The 17339-nt window shown below is 44.1% G+C and carries 15 protein-coding genes; 14 read left to right on the plus strand and 1 reads right to left on the minus strand.

Annotated elements, in window-relative coordinates:
• Window positions 1–6 precede the first annotated feature (6 nt).
• The 14 genes from fabF to J7E38_RS04320 all read left to right on the plus strand — a co-directional run bounded on the left by fabF (window position 7) and on the right by J7E38_RS04320 (window position 16234).
• Window positions 7–1248 (plus strand): beta-ketoacyl-ACP synthase II, encoded by a 1242-nt coding sequence (fabF, locus tag J7E38_RS04260; RefSeq protein ID WP_214705019.1) that lies wholly within the window; start codon window positions 7–9, stop codon window positions 1246–1248.
• Between the two features lie 427 nt (window positions 1249–1675).
• Window positions 1676–2659 (plus strand): ABC transporter ATP-binding protein, encoded by a 984-nt coding sequence (locus J7E38_RS04265; RefSeq protein WP_214704895.1) that lies wholly within the window; start codon window positions 1676–1678, stop codon window positions 2657–2659.
• Window positions 2656–3678 (plus strand): ABC transporter ATP-binding protein, encoded by a 1023-nt coding sequence (locus J7E38_RS04270; protein WP_214704894.1) that lies wholly within the window; start codon window positions 2656–2658, stop codon window positions 3676–3678. The genes J7E38_RS04265 and J7E38_RS04270 overlap by 4 nt, the downstream gene beginning before the upstream one ends.
• Window positions 3679–3764: 86 nt before the next feature.
• Window positions 3765–5417, plus strand: a complete 1653-nt coding sequence (locus tag J7E38_RS04275; protein WP_214704893.1) for a peptide-binding protein — start codon at window positions 3765–3767, stop codon at window positions 5415–5417.
• Between the two features lie 243 nt (window positions 5418–5660).
• Window positions 5661–6611, plus strand: coding sequence for an ABC transporter permease (locus J7E38_RS04280; RefSeq protein WP_144474548.1), 951 nt, complete (start codon window positions 5661–5663; stop codon window positions 6609–6611).
• A 53-nt stretch (window positions 6612–6664) separates the two neighbouring features.
• Complete coding sequence (gene opp4C, locus J7E38_RS04285; protein WP_251030215.1) at window positions 6665–7534, plus strand: oligopeptide ABC transporter permease; 870 nt, start codon at window positions 6665–6667, stop codon at window positions 7532–7534.
• Window positions 7535–7835: 301 nt separating this feature from the next.
• Window positions 7836–8486 (plus strand): DUF2268 domain-containing putative Zn-dependent protease, encoded by a 651-nt coding sequence (locus J7E38_RS04290; RefSeq protein ID WP_214704891.1) that lies wholly within the window; start codon window positions 7836–7838, stop codon window positions 8484–8486.
• A 178-nt stretch (window positions 8487–8664) separates the two neighbouring features.
• Complete coding sequence (locus tag J7E38_RS04295) at window positions 8665–9687, plus strand: ABC transporter ATP-binding protein (RefSeq protein ID WP_214704890.1); 1023 nt, start codon at window positions 8665–8667, stop codon at window positions 9685–9687.
• The gene (locus J7E38_RS04300) at window positions 9687–10673 is read left to right on the plus strand and encodes an ABC transporter ATP-binding protein (RefSeq protein WP_214704889.1); all 987 of its coding nucleotides are present in this window, start codon (window positions 9687–9689) and stop codon (window positions 10671–10673) included. The genes J7E38_RS04295 and J7E38_RS04300 overlap by 1 nt, the downstream gene beginning before the upstream one ends.
• Window positions 10674–10717: 44 nt before the next feature.
• On the plus strand, window positions 10718–12439 hold the full coding sequence (gene opp4A, locus J7E38_RS04305; RefSeq protein WP_214704888.1) for an oligopeptide ABC transporter substrate-binding protein: 1722 nt from the start codon (window positions 10718–10720) through the stop codon (window positions 12437–12439).
• A 37-nt stretch (window positions 12440–12476) separates the two neighbouring features.
• Entirely contained in the window at window positions 12477–13442 is a 966-nt protein-coding gene (gene opp4B, locus J7E38_RS04310; protein ID WP_214704887.1) for an oligopeptide ABC transporter permease, read from the plus strand.
• An 11-nt stretch (window positions 13443–13453) separates the two neighbouring features.
• On the plus strand, window positions 13454–14362 hold the full coding sequence (gene opp4C, locus J7E38_RS04315; RefSeq protein ID WP_144474554.1) for an oligopeptide ABC transporter permease: 909 nt from the start codon (window positions 13454–13456) through the stop codon (window positions 14360–14362).
• A gap of 828 nt (window positions 14363–15190) precedes the next feature.
• On the plus strand, window positions 15191–15406 hold the full coding sequence (locus tag J7E38_RS24425) for a YuzI family membrane protein (RefSeq protein WP_251030200.1): 216 nt from the start codon (window positions 15191–15193) through the stop codon (window positions 15404–15406).
• Between the two features lie 81 nt (window positions 15407–15487).
• Window positions 15488–16234, plus strand: a complete 747-nt coding sequence (locus tag J7E38_RS04320) for a YjbA family protein (protein WP_214704886.1) — start codon at window positions 15488–15490, stop codon at window positions 16232–16234.
• Window positions 16235–16349: 115 nt separating this feature from the next.
• On the opposite strand, the gene trpS is transcribed toward J7E38_RS04320, so the two are convergent.
• The gene (gene trpS, locus J7E38_RS04325; RefSeq protein WP_214704885.1) at window positions 16350–17339 is read right to left on the minus strand and encodes a tryptophan--tRNA ligase; all 990 of its coding nucleotides are present in this window, start codon (window positions 17337–17339) and stop codon (window positions 16350–16352) included.

Genomic DNA, 17339 nt, shown 5'->3' on the forward strand with positions numbered 1-17339 from the left:
TAAATGATGGAGAAACGCAGAGTCGTAGTTACTGGAATCGGGGCTGTCACGCCCCTCGGAAATGATGCAGAAACTACCTGGAAAAATATCGTGGAAGGTGTTTCGGGAATCGGCCCGGTCACCAGACTTAATGCCGATGATTTCCCGGCAAAGGTCGCAGCGGAAGTAAAAGAATTCAATGTTGAAAACTTTATAGACCGCAAGGATGCCAGGAAGATGGATCGCTTCACACATTATGCTGTTGCCGCATCCTTGATGGCTGTAAAAGATGCCGAGCTGGAAATTACCGATGAGAATGCTCCGCGAGTCGGTGTATGGATCGGATCGGGAATCGGCGGGATGGAAACATTTGAGCAGCAGCATGAAACATTCATGAATAGAGGATACCGCAGGGTCAGCCCATTTTTCGTGCCAATGATGATTCCTGACATGGCAACAGGGCAGGTATCGATCACTCTGGGTGCAAGAGGCTTTAACTCATGTACAGTCACAGCGTGTGCGACTGGGACAAACTCAATCGGTGATGCTTTCAAGGTTATCCAGCGCGGTGACGCTGATGTGATGGTAACCGGCGGAGCAGAAGCACCAATAACAAAAATGTCTTTTGCTGGATTCTGTGCAAATACCGCCTTATCGACAAATCATGACCCACAGAAAGCAAGCAGGCCGTTCGATAAAAACCGTGATGGGTTCGTCATGGGTGAAGGAGCGGGGATTGTCGTTCTGGAGGATTTGGAACACGCACTGGCCCGTGGAGCAAAAATCTATGCAGAAATCGTCGGCTATGGGGCAACCGGAGATGCATACCATATCACCGCACCGGCTCCAGAAGGTGAAGGCGGGGCAAGAGCGATGAAAATGGCCCTTGATGATGCTGGTCTTGCACCAGAAGAAGTTGGTTATATCAATGCACATGGAACAAGCACCGAGTATAATGATAAATACGAAACAATGGCCATCAAGTCTGTCTTTGGCGAACAGGCATACAAGCTGGCAGTCAGTTCAACCAAGTCGATGACAGGCCATTTACTGGGAGCTGCTGGAGGGATCGAAGCCATTTTCACCGTCCTGGCTTTAAAAGAAGGAATTCTCCCGCCGACAATTAATTTAGAGACACCAGACCCGGAATGTGATCTTGATTATGTGCCAAATACAGCACGCAGCCAGCAAGTAAACGCAGCGATCAGCAATTCACTCGGTTTTGGCGGTCACAACGCAACAATCGCATTCAGAAAATACGATGCTTAATAATATCGGAGGAAATCCCTCCTAACAGAAGCAGAAACCCTTTTTAGCTAGTGGGTTTCTGTTTTTTTTTGCCCAGAAATCCTCCTTTGCCCATAAGAATCCCGTTAAGGGTTTTATCAGGCTATTCATTCCTTCTCTCGCGGTTATGAGAGTGTCCAACCTCCCACTTAAGCAGCATTTTTACTGCTGATCAGATTCCAATGACACCTTTATGAAAACCTCTCCCGTCATACTAGAATTAGCCTCAATGCTCGTTAATTTCATTGAGAAAGCAACATAGCTACCAAAACATCCTTTTAAAAAAAGTAATGAAAGTGTAATAAAAGTACCATCTTCCTAATAATTAATAATTATCAGAATGTTTTATCCAGGCAGATAGTCAATTCTTTTACTACTAATTACTTGGGATGGGCGGTGTACAAGAAACGTGACAGCCTTATTGGAGCTAAAGAACCTAAAAACCTATTTTAAAAGAAAAAAGACCGTGATTCCTGCAGTGGACGGAGTGGACCTTGTCATCAATAAAGGGGAAACTGTCGCTTTGGTGGGAGAATCGGGATCCGGCAAAAGCATTACGTCTCTATCAATCATGCGATTGATTCCTAGCCCGCCCGGGGAAATTGTGGACGGGCAGATCCATTTTGATGGGCAGGATCTTGTGAAGGCCACTGAGGATGAAATGTGCAAAATCAGGGGCAATGACATTTCGATGATTTTCCAGGAACCGATGACTTCATTGAATCCTGTGCTTACCATTGGAGAACAAATAACGGAAGTCCTCACATACCATCAGGGATTGAATCAGGTGATGGCGAAGCAAAAAGCCATTGAGATGCTGGAACTCGTGGGGTTTTCACGGGCGAAGGAAATTATCAATGATTATCCCCATCGGCTTTCGGGAGGAATGCGCCAGCGGGTGATGATTGCGATGGCCATGAGCTGCAACCCAAAGCTATTGATTGCGGATGAGCCGACTACAGCATTAGACGTGACGATCCAGGCGCAAATCCTCGACTTGATGAAGGATTTGAGTACAAAGTTCAATACCTCAATCCTGATCATTACCCATGATCTCGGAGTGGTTTCCGAAGTAGCAGATCGGGTGGTTGTCATGTATGCAGGCCAGGTTGTCGAAGAAGCAATTGTCGAGGACCTGTTTGAAAATCCACTGCATCCATACACTGAGGGGTTGATGGGTTCCATCCCGTCTGTAGATGAGGACCATGAACGGCTTGCGTCAATAGAAGGAAATGTGCCTTCACCCGAGAATCTGCCAAAAGGCTGCCGTTTTGCGCCGCGATGCCCACATGCTTTTGACCGCTGTTTCAGTGAAATGCCAAACCTTGTCAGGAAATATGGCACACGCTCTGTAAGGTGCTTTTTACATGAAAGCAAGGAGGTGGAGAAATGATCTCAACAAATGACTCAGTGGAAAACAAAACGATTCAAGATAGCTCTGAAACCTTGCTTGAATTACAAGATTTAAAGAAGCACTTTCCTATTAAAGCAGGACTATTGCAAAAGACAGTTGGTCATATAAAAGCGGTTGACGGAATAAATTTGAAGGTGAATAAAGGAGAGACTCTAGGAATCGTCGGTGAATCAGGCTGCGGCAAATCGACTGTCGGCAGGACGATTATCCGGCTCTATGAACCTACCGATGGAAAAATCATTTTCAACGGCAAGGATATCTCCCATCTTTCAGAGAGTGAACTGAGAAGGGATGTGCGCAAAAATATCCAAATGATCTTCCAGGATCCATTCGCTTCGCTCAATCCGAGAAAAACATTGAGATCAATCATCAGGGAGCCTCTTGATACCCATCAATTATATAAGAGTAGAGAGAGGGACACCCATGTGGAGAACTTATTGGAAAAGGTAGGACTCAATGCTTCCTTTATCAATCGTTATCCACATGAATTTTCCGGTGGACAGCGCCAGAGAATTGGAATAGCCCGAACACTGGCATTGAACCCGGAATTGATTATAGCCGATGAAGCAGTTTCGGCACTGGATGTTTCCATACAGGCCCAGATCATTAATCTAATGGAAGATCTCCAGGAGGAGTTTGGACTTACTTATATTTTTATCTCCCATGACCTGAGCGTTGTCAGACATATAAGTGACAGGGTTGGTGTCATGTATTTAGGGAAAATGATGGAACTCGCTTCCAAAAAAGACCTGTATTCAGAACCGCTCCATCCATATACACAGGCACTGCTGTCAGCTGTTCCGGTTCCAAGAAAGAAAGGCGTCATGAAGCGTGAGCGCATCATCTTGAAAGGCGAGCTCCCCAGTCCGTCGAATCCGCCCAAAGGGTGTGTATTCCATACAAGGTGTCCAGCTGCATTTGACCTGTGCAGACAGATGGATCCCGAAGTCAAAGAAGTCAATAAAAATCATTATGTTGCCTGCCATCTATATACATAGGGCAGGGGCAGGATTTGAAGGGGGGAGATAGGAACACCTTTCTGCATGTCTAGAAAACCAGTAAAAAAATTTAAGGGGGAAAAAATGTGAAATTAAGAAAAGCTTCCTGGTTATTAATCAGCCTTACCCTGATCCTGTCGATCTTCCTGACAGCTTGTACAGGAAATCAAGCGGAGGATCCGAAAGAAACGCCTGGAGATGATGGCAAAAAAGAAGAAGAGCTGGCATCAGGTCCGCAGCAGGGCGGGGATTTAATCATTGGTTCCACTGGTGCGCCTACCGTCTTCAACCCGCTATATTCAACTGATACATCAAGCTCTGACATTGAAGGCTTCATTTATGACAGCCTAGTATCTTCTGATACGGAATTCAATCCGACCATGAGCATGGCGGAGTCAATTGATATTTCTGAAGATGGGCTGACATTCACCGCCAAATTGAAAAAGGGAATCAAATGGCATGACGGAGAAGAGTTCACAGCGGATGATGTCGTGTTCACCTTCAGCATACCGAAAGACCCGGATTATAATGGTGAGCGCGGATCAGCTTTCGAATCAATGGAATCTGTCAAAAAAATTGATGATTATACTGTCGAGTTCAAGCTGAGCAAGAAGGATGCTTCTTTCTATCCGGTTTCACTGAGCTACTATATCCTGCCAGAACACATCCTTAAAGATGTACCTGTTGCCGAGCTTGGTGAGCATGAATTCAATACGAAAAAGCCAATTGGTACTGGTCCATTCAAATTCGTTGAATGGAAAGACGGAGAGTACGTAAAGGTTGAAGCCTTCGATGATTACTTCAAAGGCCGTCCATATCTTGATACGCTCACCTATAAAATCGTTCCAGATATGGATGCCATGATCGCGCAAATCCAGGCTGGAGATATTCATTTTGCCGCTGGTGTCCCTGGAACTGACATTGAAACAGTCAAGTCATTCCCTGGTGTGAAGGTTGAGTCAGGTCTTGCTCTTTCTTACACCTATCTGGGATACAACCAGAAGAATGATCTGTTCAAAGATAAGAAAGTCCGTCAGGCAATTACACACGCGATCGACAGGGAAGCAATCGTTGAATCTGTCATGAACGGTGATGGTAAAGTCGCTGATGTTCCAGAAAGCCCACTTTCATTTGCTTACAATGACGATGTACCGAAATTTGGATATGATGTCGAGAAAGCAAAATCACTGCTTGCTGAAGCTGGCTGGAAGGATACAGACGGTGATGGAATCCTCGATAAGGACGGCAAGAAATTCTCTTTCACGGTAAAAACAAACCAGGGTAATAAAGTTAGGGAAGACATTGTCGTTGTTCTTCAAGAGCAGCTGAAGGAAGTCGGAATCGAAGCTAAGCCGGAAATTGTTGAATGGAGCGCGTTCATCGAGCAAATCTCTGCGCCAAACTGGAATTACGACGCCCTTGTACTAGGATGGAGCCTGTCAACATTCCCGGATCAGTATGACATTTTCCACTCTAGCCAGATGAAAGAAGGCTTGAACTTCGTCTGGTACTCAAATCCTGAGGCAGATAAGCTGATGGAAGAAGCGAAGCAGATCCTTGACCAGGATGAGTACAAAGCAGCGTATGCTGAAATTTATAAGATGCTGGCAGAAGACCAGCCATACACATTCCTGTACTATCCAAATGTCCACAGGGTCATGCCGGCAAATCTGGAAGGCTATGTATTCCACGCGAAGGATGATTTTTATGAAATCTCCAAATGGTGGCTGAAAAAATAGGATCAGGATGGGGGGAAGGGAGCATCCCTTCCCTTTCAGATTTTCAGTAACAACGGCCAGCCACAGGAAAAAGAGTTCTTAGAGCAATTCATCGCTCGAACGAAAGCAATAGCTTTTGGGAGGACGTGCTTCTTAAGGCGGGCAGAGTTTGCGCTAGTCTTTGTCCAGCTGCAGCGCTTGTCGGGGCAGACCAAGGCGCTTGCGCTTTTCTTATAATCTCTTAATTTTAAAAGGAGAATTGCCATGCTATCTTATATCATTCGCCGAATATTGATGGCCATTCCTTTGCTGCTGGGCATTACGATTGTCTCTTTTGCCATCATGAAGCTGGCCCCCGGGGATCCTGCCAGCTTGATGATGGATCCGACGATCAGCCCTGAGGACAAGGCAAGGTTCATGGAAAGATACGGTCTTAATGACCCTATCCATATCCAGTATTTGAAGTGGCTGGGAGCCATGCTTCAAGGGGACTTTGGCACTTCACTGATCCGCAAAGGTGTCCCTGTAATAGAAATGATTATGAATAGGATGCCGAATACCATTTTATTAATGGTCGTTTCCACCTTGCTGGCATTGTTGATTTCGATTCCCTTTGGAGTCATATCGGCAACCAGACCGTATTCGAAGCTCGACTATTCAGTGACTATCACATCATTCCTCGGTGTCGCAACACCAAACTTTTTCCTCGGCTTGATCCTGATCATGGTTTTTGCCGTCCAGAATAATTGGTTCCCGACAGGAGGGGTCGCAACCCTGAATGCTCCATTCAGTCTCTGGGACAGGATTCACCACTTGATCATGCCGGCATTTGTTCTTGCCGCCGCAGACATGGCGGGACTGACACGTTATACGAGGTCGAGCATGATGGAAGTGATCAAGCAGGATTATATGAGGACTGCGAGAGCAAAGGGCTTCAAGGAAAACAAAGTCATCTATAAACACGGGCTTCGAAATGGACTCATCCCGGTCATCACCATTTTTGGCCTGATGATTCCTTCCTTCATTGGGGGAGCGGTCATTGTTGAAAAAATCTTTACCTGGCCAGGGATTGGCTTGTTGTTCGTGGACTCTGCGTTCCAGCGGGATTATCCGGTAATCATGGGGCTGACCGTCATCTCGGCAGTGTTTGTCGTCATCGGAAACTTGATCGCCGATATCCTGTACGCAATTTTTGATCCGAGGATCGAGTATTAAGGGAGGTAAACATGGCAAAAACAAATCTAGCTGGACAATCTGGCAGTCTGGAAATGCACGGTGTCAACACCTCGCATGATACAATGCTTGGCATCATTGTCAGGAAGTTCATGAAAAACAAACTAGCCATTTTCGGCGGCATTTTCCTGATCATCATCATAACTGCTGCACTGTTAGCGCCAGTGATCGCCCCGTATTCACCTTCCAAACAAAACCTGCTAATAAAACTGCAGGCGCCGAACAGTGAACACTGGCTGGGGACAGACAGGTTTGGCAGAGATGTTTTATCAAGACTATTATATGGAGCCCGAATCTCTTTATTGGTCGGTTTCGCCTCCGTGCTTGGGTCGATTACGATTGGCACCTTCCTTGGAGCAGTAGCCGGCTATGTAGGCGGGATTGTTGATGCGATGATCATGAGATTCGTCGATATCATCCTTTCGATTCCATCCATATTCTTATTGATTACATTGGTTACGATTTTCAAGCCGGGCGTGGATAAACTTATTTTGATCTTCGCGCTATTGGGGTGGACAACTACTGCCCGATTGGTCAGAGGTGAATTCCTTTCGTTAAGGTCAAGAGAGTTTGTCCTTGCATCCAAAACGATTGGGACAAAAACGCCATCAATCATTTTCTCTCATATCCTGCCGAATGCCATGGGACCAATCATCGTCTCGGCTACACTTGCAGTAGGTTATGTAATCCTGGCGGAATCGGGATTGAGCTATTTAGGGCTGGGCATTCAGCCGCCGCATGCAAGCTGGGGGAATATGCTGCAGGACGCACAGAACTTCACCATACTTTTAAAATCATGGTGGTACCCGCTGGCCCCGGGATTAATGATTCTTTTAACTGTCATTTGCTTTAATTTTGTCGGGGATGGGCTGAGGGATGCGCTAGACCCGAAGATTAACGAGTAATTCCAGAAAATAAATAGACTTTCATTCATTTGTGTATGTGTTAGCAGAGCCAGGATTCCCCTGGTTTTTTTGTTGGGAAAATTTTAGGTGCAAAATAGGCGAATTCTAGAACGGCTGGCTGTGGCTTTCATAGAATAGCTGTAAAGTTGAATTCTGGAGGGAGTAAGATGGGGTAGTCAGGACAGATGAATGGCTGGAAACAGATTTCAACAGGCCTCTGGTTATATGTGAAAAACTGCTTGCTTTTTTTGCTGGTGATGCTGAAGCCAAAAAAGTATACAGTTATTTAAAGAACTTTGGCATGTACAAGCCGGAGCGAAGAAGCAAAAAGATTTTTGAGGAACTAAAATCAGAAAAATTCTGGTCAGCAACTGAAAAGATCTTTCGTAAATACCAACGGAAATGGAAAGGGCCGGATATTCCGATTTTCATTTTCCCCATGGATGTAACCAATTCAAGGTTGATGAAAGAAGGCAACGAAAAGTCAGGCTTGTCTTTTATTGATAAAATGTTTATTTTCCTGACTCCGCTTGAAGACATAAAAGAATTGGAAGCATTATTTGTCCATGAATACCATCATGTATGCAGGATGCAGGCACAAAAGAAAAGTCCTGCTGATTATACACTGCTTGATTCAATCATTCTGGAAGGTCTGGCAGAGCATGCTGTCGCCACCCAATGCGGTGTGGAATATACTGGCGAATGGAGCAGGCGATATTCGACAAAAACATTGGCCGGCTTTTGGGAGGAAGAGCTTAAAAATAAGCTGTCACTAACACGGAATGATCGGGAGCATGACCAAATTTTATTCGGGTTGGGAAGCAAGCCAAGGCACCTTGGTTATGCCATGGGCTATGAAATTATAAAACAATATAAGCAACATGGAAATTTTTCTGAAAAAGCATCATTCTATTATCCTGCCAATGAATTTACAAAGTTGCTAAAATTTTAATATTTTAATTATTTTAAAAAAACCCTGATATTGCAGGGTTTTTTATTAATTTAGAAAAATATTAAATTTCCCAATTGAAAAATAAGTATTGCAAATGTAACAAATCTGTAATAACATTTTATTAAAATATATCGAATATGCAGAATATTTTATTATTTAAATGTGAGAAGGTGTCCTAATGAGCAACTATTCAATACATAACGAAGCACCTTTGCTAGAGGTCAAGAACCTTGAAACAGCATTTAATATTGATGGTGAATTTTATAACGCTGTAGACAAGGTTAGTTTTGCTGTCAAACCAAGACAGATTGTCGGGGTTGTTGGCGAATCAGGGTGCGGGAAATCAGTAATGAGTCTTTCGGTCATGCAGCTTCTTCCAAAAGGAGTAGGCAAGATTCGCGGTGGAGAAATCGTATTTGAAGGCGTTCATCTTGAAAAGATGTCAGAAAAAGAAATGAATAAAATCCGCGGCCGCGATATCTCGATGATCTTCCAGGAACCAATGACATCGATGAATCCAGTTTTCACGATAGGATTCCAGCTGCAGGAAGTTTTGTTCAACCATACGAAAATTTCAAAAGCAGAAGCAAGGCAGAAGAGCGTAGCTTTATTGAAGAGCGTCGGCATTTCACGTCCAGAAAAGATAGTTGATGAGTATCCGCACCAGTTGTCCGGTGGTATGAGACAAAGGGTCATGATCGCCATGGCGATTGCGAACCAGCCAAAGCTTCTAATTGCGGACGAGCCTACTACAGCATTGGATGTTACTGTCCAGGCGCAGATTCTTGAATTGCTCAAAAGCATCCAGGAAGTAAATGATATGTCCGTCATCATGATCACGCACGATCTTGGCGTCGTCGCAGAAATGTGTGATGAGGTTATCGTAATGTATGCCGGCAGGATCGTTGAGCGGGCAGATGTTGACACACTTTTCTATAACCCTAAGCATCCATACACTGAACTGATGATGGGCGCTATTCCGAAAATGGATGAGGATAAAGAAGAATTAAGCTCAATCAAAGGAATTGTTCCATCACTTAAGAATATGCCGGCAACCGGTTGCCGATTCGCGAACCGCTGCCCGAAAGCAATGCCAGAGTGTACAAGCATCACTCCACAGCTTGGAGAGGTTGAACAAGGTCATGAAGTGGCGTGCATTCTATATGAAGCAAGTATGCCAAAAGAAGGAGTCAAGGCATAATGAGCAATACAACTTTAGTAGAAAAAGAGAATTTGCTGGAAATCAAGAATCTTAAAACCTACTATCCTGTAAAAGGCGGTTTCTTCAGACGTACAATCGGAAACGTCAAGGCAGTCGATGATGTATCCTTCGAAATCAAGAAGGGTGAAACACTTGGACTTGTAGGAGAATCAGGCTGCGGCAAATCAACAACGGGAAGGACAATCATCCGCCTGTTGAATGCTACTGATGGAGAGATCCTTTTTGAAGGAAAGGATATCACCAAACTGAGAGGCAAAACACTCCAGGCAATCCGCCAGGATATCCAAATGGTTTTCCAGGATCCATATGCTTCGCTGAATCCGATGCAAATGGTTGGCGACATCGTTTCCGAACCAATCAGGAACTTCAAGAATGTCAGCATGAAGGACTTGAAGGATGAGGTAATGGATTTATTGAACAAAGTAGGTCTTCCTGAAGATGCTTATTATAAATACGCCCATGAATTTTCCGGCGGACAAAGACAAAGGATCGGCATTGCCAGAGCGCTAGCGTTGAGACCAAAACTCATCATTGCGGATGAGCCGGTATCTGCACTTGACGTTTCTGTACAATCCCAGGTTCTCAATCTTTTAAAAGAACTTCAGAAGGAATTTGATCTTACTTTTTTATTCATCGCTCATGACCTTAGTGTCGTTAAACATATGAGTGACCGGATCGGTGTAATGTACCTCGGCAATATGGTTGAAATTGCCGACCGCAACAGCATGTATGCTGAGCCGCTCCACCCATATACCCAGGCTTTGATCTCAGCCATTCCAATGCCAGACCCGCGCAGGAAAAAAGAAAGGATCGTTCTCGAGGGAGATGTGCCAAGTCCACTGAACCCGCCGACAGGATGTCCATTCCACCCACGCTGCCCGGCTGCGATGGCAGAGTGTTCCCAAGTGAAGCCAGCTTTAAAGGAGGTGAAGCCAGGACATCAGGTTGCTTGCCACCTTTACTAGGGCATAATTTTTACAAAAAATAAAAGAAAAACGGGGGGAAAACCATGAAGAAACCATTGCTTTGGCTAGCGATGCTAGTATTGGTTTTATCGACATTCCTTGCTGCGTGCAGCGGAGGAGACAAAGAAAAAGCATCAAACGAACCGAAAGACGGCGACAAAGACAACGCTGCAGAAGAATCAGGACCGCAGGATGGCGGTACATTGACTTACGCTTTAAGCTCTGAGTTCAAAGGCCTTTTGAACTGGAACTTCTACGATGCTGACGGAGACGATGACATCATCGCATTCTTCGACGATGCATTGATCGACTATGATGAAAACCTTAAGGCTGAGCCAAACATCGCCAGCTGGAAGACTGATGATAACAAAGTTTTCACTTTCACATTTGAAAAAGGCGTAAAATGGCACAATGGCGAAGAATTGACAGTTAATGACTGGGTATTCGCTCTTGAAACTATTGCTAAACTTGGTGGAGAACACCAGCGCTGGTCTAACGTTAACACAATCGAAGGTGCTAAGGAATTCAACGAAGGAAAGGCTGACAAAATCTCAGGTCTTGAAGTAGTTGATGACTATACTTTGAAAATCACTTTTGACAAAGCTCGCGTAAACAACCTTGAGAATGTTTGGGCTTACCCGCTTTCTCGCAAGGAATTCGAAGGAATCGACCCTAAAGACATGGCTGCTTCTGAGCAGGTTCGTACTAAGCCTGTAGGAACTGGCCCTTACAAGGTAACGAAGGTTATCCCTGGTGAATCAGTAGAGCTTACTCGTAATGAAGACTACTGGAAAGGCAAGCCGCATATTGAAAAGATCATTGTTAAAGTTATCGATACTTCACTTACAACTGGTGAACTTAAGAATGGAACACTTGACATGACTCCATTCCACCCAACAGTTCTTCCTGAAATTGAAGCGCTTGACAATGTTGAAGTAGTAAAATATCCTGGCTTATCTTACTACTATATCGGTTTCAAACTTGGTAAATACGATGGCAAGAAAAACGTAATGGACAAAGATAAGTACGCAAGCAAAGAATTGCGCCAAGCTATGCTGTTCGCAATCGACCGCCAAGCGTGGACAGATGCATTCTTCAGCGGATTAGGCAAACCGCTTAACCGTCCAATCCCATCTTCACACTGGATTGCAGCACCTAACGAAGATATGCCGATCCAATACGAATACAACCCAGAAAAAGCGAAAGAAATTCTTGATAAAGCTGGTTATGTTGATAAGGACGGAGACGGCTTCCGTGAAGATCCAAAAGGCGAGAAGTTCACTGTTAAGTTCTCTCACTACGCAACTGGCAACCCAACTTTCGAAGCACGTGCTAAAGCTATGACTCAGTACTGGGAAGAAGTTGGCTTGAAATCTGAGCTTCAAATGACTGATGTTAACCTTTACTACGATCAACTTGAAAAAGATGACCCAGCTCTAGAAGTATTCTACGGCGGATGGGGAACTGGCGCTGATCCAGATCCACTACCACTTTGGGGCATTGAATCTGTATGGAACTACCCTCGTTGGGTAAATGACGACGCTCAAAAGCTTCTTGAAGATGCTGTTGACCTTGAAGTTGTAGGAACTGACACTGAGAAGCGTGCACAATTGTATGCTGACTGGCAGAAGATCTTCAACGAAGAAGTACCAGCACTTCCAATTCTTGAACTAGAAGAAGTTATGGCTGTTGCTAAGCGCGTTCAAGGCGTTAAGTTCGACGTTTCTGGTTCTAACTCACCTCATGAATGGTGGATCAAGCAATAATTGCTAAGTACCACCTATTCAGTTAAGGAGAATGCATATGCTTAAGTACAGTTTACGACGCATACTCGGAATGATTCCTATGCTTTTCCTTATCTCCATCGTAGTGTTTTCCCTGGCGAAACTTATGCCAGGGGACTCACTCAGTGGGGAGATCGATCCGAATAATACGGATCCGGCATACATAGAAGAGATGCGCGAGAAGCTTGGTTACAATGACCCAATCCACATTCAATATTTCACATGGATTTCAAACTTCATGCAGGGAGATTTCGGGAAATCGACCCGTTATAAAATCCCAGCGAGTGAAATCATTGGTGAACGTTTGCCTAATACTATTTTTCTTGGTTTCTCCAGTATTTTAATCACTTATATTCTAGCGTTTATCATGGGAATTTATGCCGGCAGAAAGCCGTATACAATTGGCGACAACGTCATAGGCACCGCGAACTATATAGGATTGGCACTGCCTTCATTCGTTGCGGGTGTGTTTGCCATCTATTTCTTTTCATTCAATTTAGGCTGGTTCCCTTCAAACGGATCGGTTGATATATCCACGACAGAAGGAACAGCTGCATACTGGTTAAGCAGAGTACACCATGTATTCTTACCAGCACTTGTTTTAGGTCTATTGAGTACTGCAAGCTATACGCAATTCCTGCGTAATGACATTATAGAAAACAGCCGTAAGGACTTTGTAAGAACGGCAAGAGCTAAAGGAACACCTGAAAAGAAAATTTACAATCAGCATATTTTGCGTAATTCAATCATTCCGCTGATTACCTTCCTTGGATTTGATATCGTAGCACTCGTTGGTGGAGCAATCATCACCGAAACGATTTTCACTTATCCTGGAATCGGTCAATTATTCTTGAACTCTGTCAGTCAAAGAGACTATCCGGTTCTTATGACATTGACGATGATGTTCTCATTCTTGACTTTGTTTGGAAACCTGGTTGCAGATATACTATATGGAATTGTTGATCCAAGGATCAGGCTGGATTAAGGAGGATGGCTATGGAAGTTTCTACAGCAAAAAATACACAGATTAACCTGAAGCCGGAAAAAGGCTTGTCTCCTTGGGCCATTGCTCGCAAGAAGTTCATTAAGAACAAGCTTGCGATGACAAGTCTGATCTTTTTGATTATCGTTACCGTTGTCTCTTTCCTGGCTCCATACATCACTACAATCGATATTACGAAAATCAATATCAGTCAAATGTCCTTGAAGCCATCCGCAGAGCACTGGCTGGGAACGGATAAAAATGGCCGGGATGTTTTCACGAGATTATTGTATGGCGGAAGGGTATCCCTTCTAGTCGGAATTAGCTGTACACTATTCGTTATCATTTTTGGAACAATTGTAGGTTCAATCGCTGGATACTTCGGCGGAATCGTGGACAGTATGCTGATGCGTTTTACTGACTTCGTCCTGAACTTCCCATTCCTGGTATTCGTTATCGTATTGGCTACAATTTTCTATGGTAAAATCAATGGTCTTGTTATCCTGATCATGGTTATCAGTTTGCTGAGCTGGGGCGGGGTAGCACGTATTGTCCGAAGCAAGATCTTGGCGGAAAAAGAGAATGAATACATTCTTGCTGCCATTTCCATCGGATGTTCACCATTCAAAGTAATCACAAAGCATTTGCTTCCAAACGTCCTTTCTACCATTATCGTACAAGCAACAATTTTGTTTGCTTCCATGATTGTCGCAGAAACAGGACTAAGCTTCCTTGGTTTTGGTGTACCATCTGAAATCCCAAGCTGGGGCAACATGCTTGCATTCGCAAATGAACCAGACGTATTACAAGGAAAGCCGTGGATCTGGATTCCACCAGCCCTTGCCATCACACTGACGATTTTGTCCATCAACTTCGTAGGTGAAGGCCTGAAAGACGCATTGAACCCAAGATCACGCCGTTAAAAAATCTACCATACACAGGTAGATTTTTTATTTTGGCTATTTTTCTAGGTTTAGCGCGCGGAACGTGTTTTAAGTTCGGATAAAACAGCAAGCGCGGGCGCTCGAAATGTCTGAAGTGGTGCCGGGTTCGGACAAAACAGGATGAGTTGGTACTCGAAATGTCCGAAGTGATGCCGGGTTCGGACAAAACAGCAAGCGTGGGGCGCTCAAAATGTCCGAAGTCGCGCCAGGTTCGGACAAAACAGCAAGCGTGGGCGCTTAAAATGTCCGAAGTCTCCCCAGGTTCGGACAAAATAACAAGCATTTGGGGAACAAAATGTCTGAAGTCACCCAAGGTTCGGACAAATCAGTAAACGTGGGCGCTCAAAATGTCTGAAGTCCCGCCAGGTTCGGACAAAACAGCAAGCGCGGGCGCTCAAAATGTCTGAAGTGACCCAAGGTTCGGACAAAACAACAAGCGAGGGCGTTCAAAATGTCCGAAGTCGCGCCAGGTTCGGACAAAACAGCAAGCGTGGGTGCTTAAAATGTCCGAAGTCTCCCCAGGTTCGGACAATACAGCAAGCCAGACTGCTTAAAATGTCTGAAGTCACCTCAGTTCGGACAAAACAGCAAGCGTAGGCGCTCAAAATATCCGAAGTGACCCAGGTGCGTTCTACTCTGTCAAAAGTAGCCCGGACAATTAGTATACTTTCCTACCCAACTGCATGTACAATTAATTCTGCTTCCTGTACTGTCTTACCCACTTCCTTCATATGTATATATAAAATGGACAGGCCGGGGTGAGTAGGTTGTATGATGTAAATGTCAATTGTGAAAAGAGCCAATTTGATGATTTTTAGGTTGTTTGTTTTGACGATTGGTTTTGGTTTAGCTGTTTCGGGGGGAATCAGCACGATCGCTTATTTGAATATGATTACGGCTGGGCACGGAGTTGATGAGTATTTAGCCTTTATATCTCGGAGGGTGGAGTGTTATCTTCTTCCAGCGGGAATTAGCGTCATCTGGTTAAGTATATACTGGCCACATAATCATGAGGAAAATTGATCTTCCTTTTAAGGAATAATTTTACTTGGTGCTGCCCATACTGATGGACAAACAGTTTCTTGAAGTGAGGGGTTATAAATCATGTTGTATCTTCATGATGTCTGGGTAAACTGGTTCGAAGGGGAAGAGAACGGCTATAATGTCTGCCACTTTCATGAGTGGCGCAAGGATGATGGAGTTGAGCTCCTTGACCAGGTGCCGCTGCTGAAAATTGACCATCTATTATTTAATTACATTGAGAACGATTTATCAGAGTTGCCTCAACAGCTTCTGGATGACATTTACCGCAAGGCATACTTGAGGAAAAATCATGAACGCACACAGCTTGATTATTGTTTCGTTGTTTCTGATGGAACAGGAATTCTTGCTGTAGATACCATCGGTTACAATATCCCAATACGCAAAAGCCGGCTGATTCCAAGACAGGAACAGCTAGTTTATGAAATGATTGAAAATCAGGATACGATTCAGTATGGGTTCAATGACCAAACTGCTCTGAAGGATTTCCATATCTTATCGCCTTCCCCAGATTTAATGAGGGGATTGACCCGGAAAGAAAGACAATTGAAGCAGTTGTTGTTTATGGCGATGGACCAGTTGAACTCTTCTAAAAACGTAGCTGAAGTTCGCTACTGGTTCACTGAATGGAAACCTGAACAATATGAAGAGATCCAACAGCTTTCCTTTGAAGAGGTATGGGAAAGATTATATGATGAAACAAAATTCGGCTGGTCAGGAAAGCATGAGAATTTCTGTGAAAATATCATAAAGGGCCAGGCATTCTTTGAAAAATTATGGGAGATGGAGCACGGTCCAAAAGTGAACTAGGAGCTGATGAAATCAGCTCTTTTTGTTTTAAGACCAGTGTCTTGAGAAGTTTGGGTTGAAAAATTCTTTAATAAAAAGACAGAAAGGAGCTGGTACATGCCAGCTCCTTTTCTGCTTATTTTCTCTTGCGGCCAAGACCCATGGCGTTTTCCATTTTCTTGACCATCTTGTTTGCGACTTGGTTTGCTTTTTCAGCGCCGTTATCAAGAATTACATCAAGTTCAGGGGAATCAATCAGTTCATAGTACTTTTTCTGAATCGGTTCAATCACATCCACTACAACCTTTGCAAGGTCTGCTTTGAAATCTCCGTAACCTTTTCCTTCATATTCCTTTTCAAGATCAGCAACAGATTTGCCGGTTAGAATGGAGTAAATCGAAAGAAGATTGGAGATGCCTGGTTTATTTTCCTTGTCGTATTTCACGATTCCTTCTGAATCAGTAACAGCACTTTTGATTTTCTTTTCAATTTGTTTAGGATCATCCAGCATTGAAATAAAAGCTTTGGTGTTCGGATCAGACTTGCTCATTTTTTTCAGTGGATCCTGCAAGGACATTACCCTTGCTCCGACTTTTGCAATCCGGACTTCAGGGATTGTAAAAATGTCGTTGTATTTTTTATTGAATCGTTCTGCCAGATCCCTTGTAAGTTCAAGGTGCTGTTTTTGGTCTTCACCGACAGGTACCAGGTCTGTTCCATATAAAAGAATGTCAGCTGCCATAAGAGGCGGGTATGTCAAAAGACCTGCTGAAACTGCTTCTTTTCCTGAAGACTTATCCTTGAACTGGGTCATTCTTTCGAGTTCACCGATATAAGCAACACACTGCATCATCCATCCTGCCTGAGCATGTGCCGGAACCTCTGATTGTATGAAGAGAGTAACCTTTTCAGGGTCAATTCCGGATGCGATATACAAGGCTGCGAGACTCTTGATATTTTTGCGGAGCTGCAGCCGATCTTGGGGAACAGTAATCGCATGCTGGTCAACGATACAGAAGTAGCAATTGTACTCTTCCTGCAATTCCGTGAATTGCTTCATTGCCCCGATATAGTTGCCAAGTGTAATCGTTCCGCTCGGCTGGATGCCGGAAAAAATGGTTTGCAT

This window comes from Bacillus sp. ISL-35, assembly GCF_018613355.1.
Lineage (GTDB): Bacteria > Bacillota > Bacilli > Bacillales > Cytobacillaceae > Mesobacillus.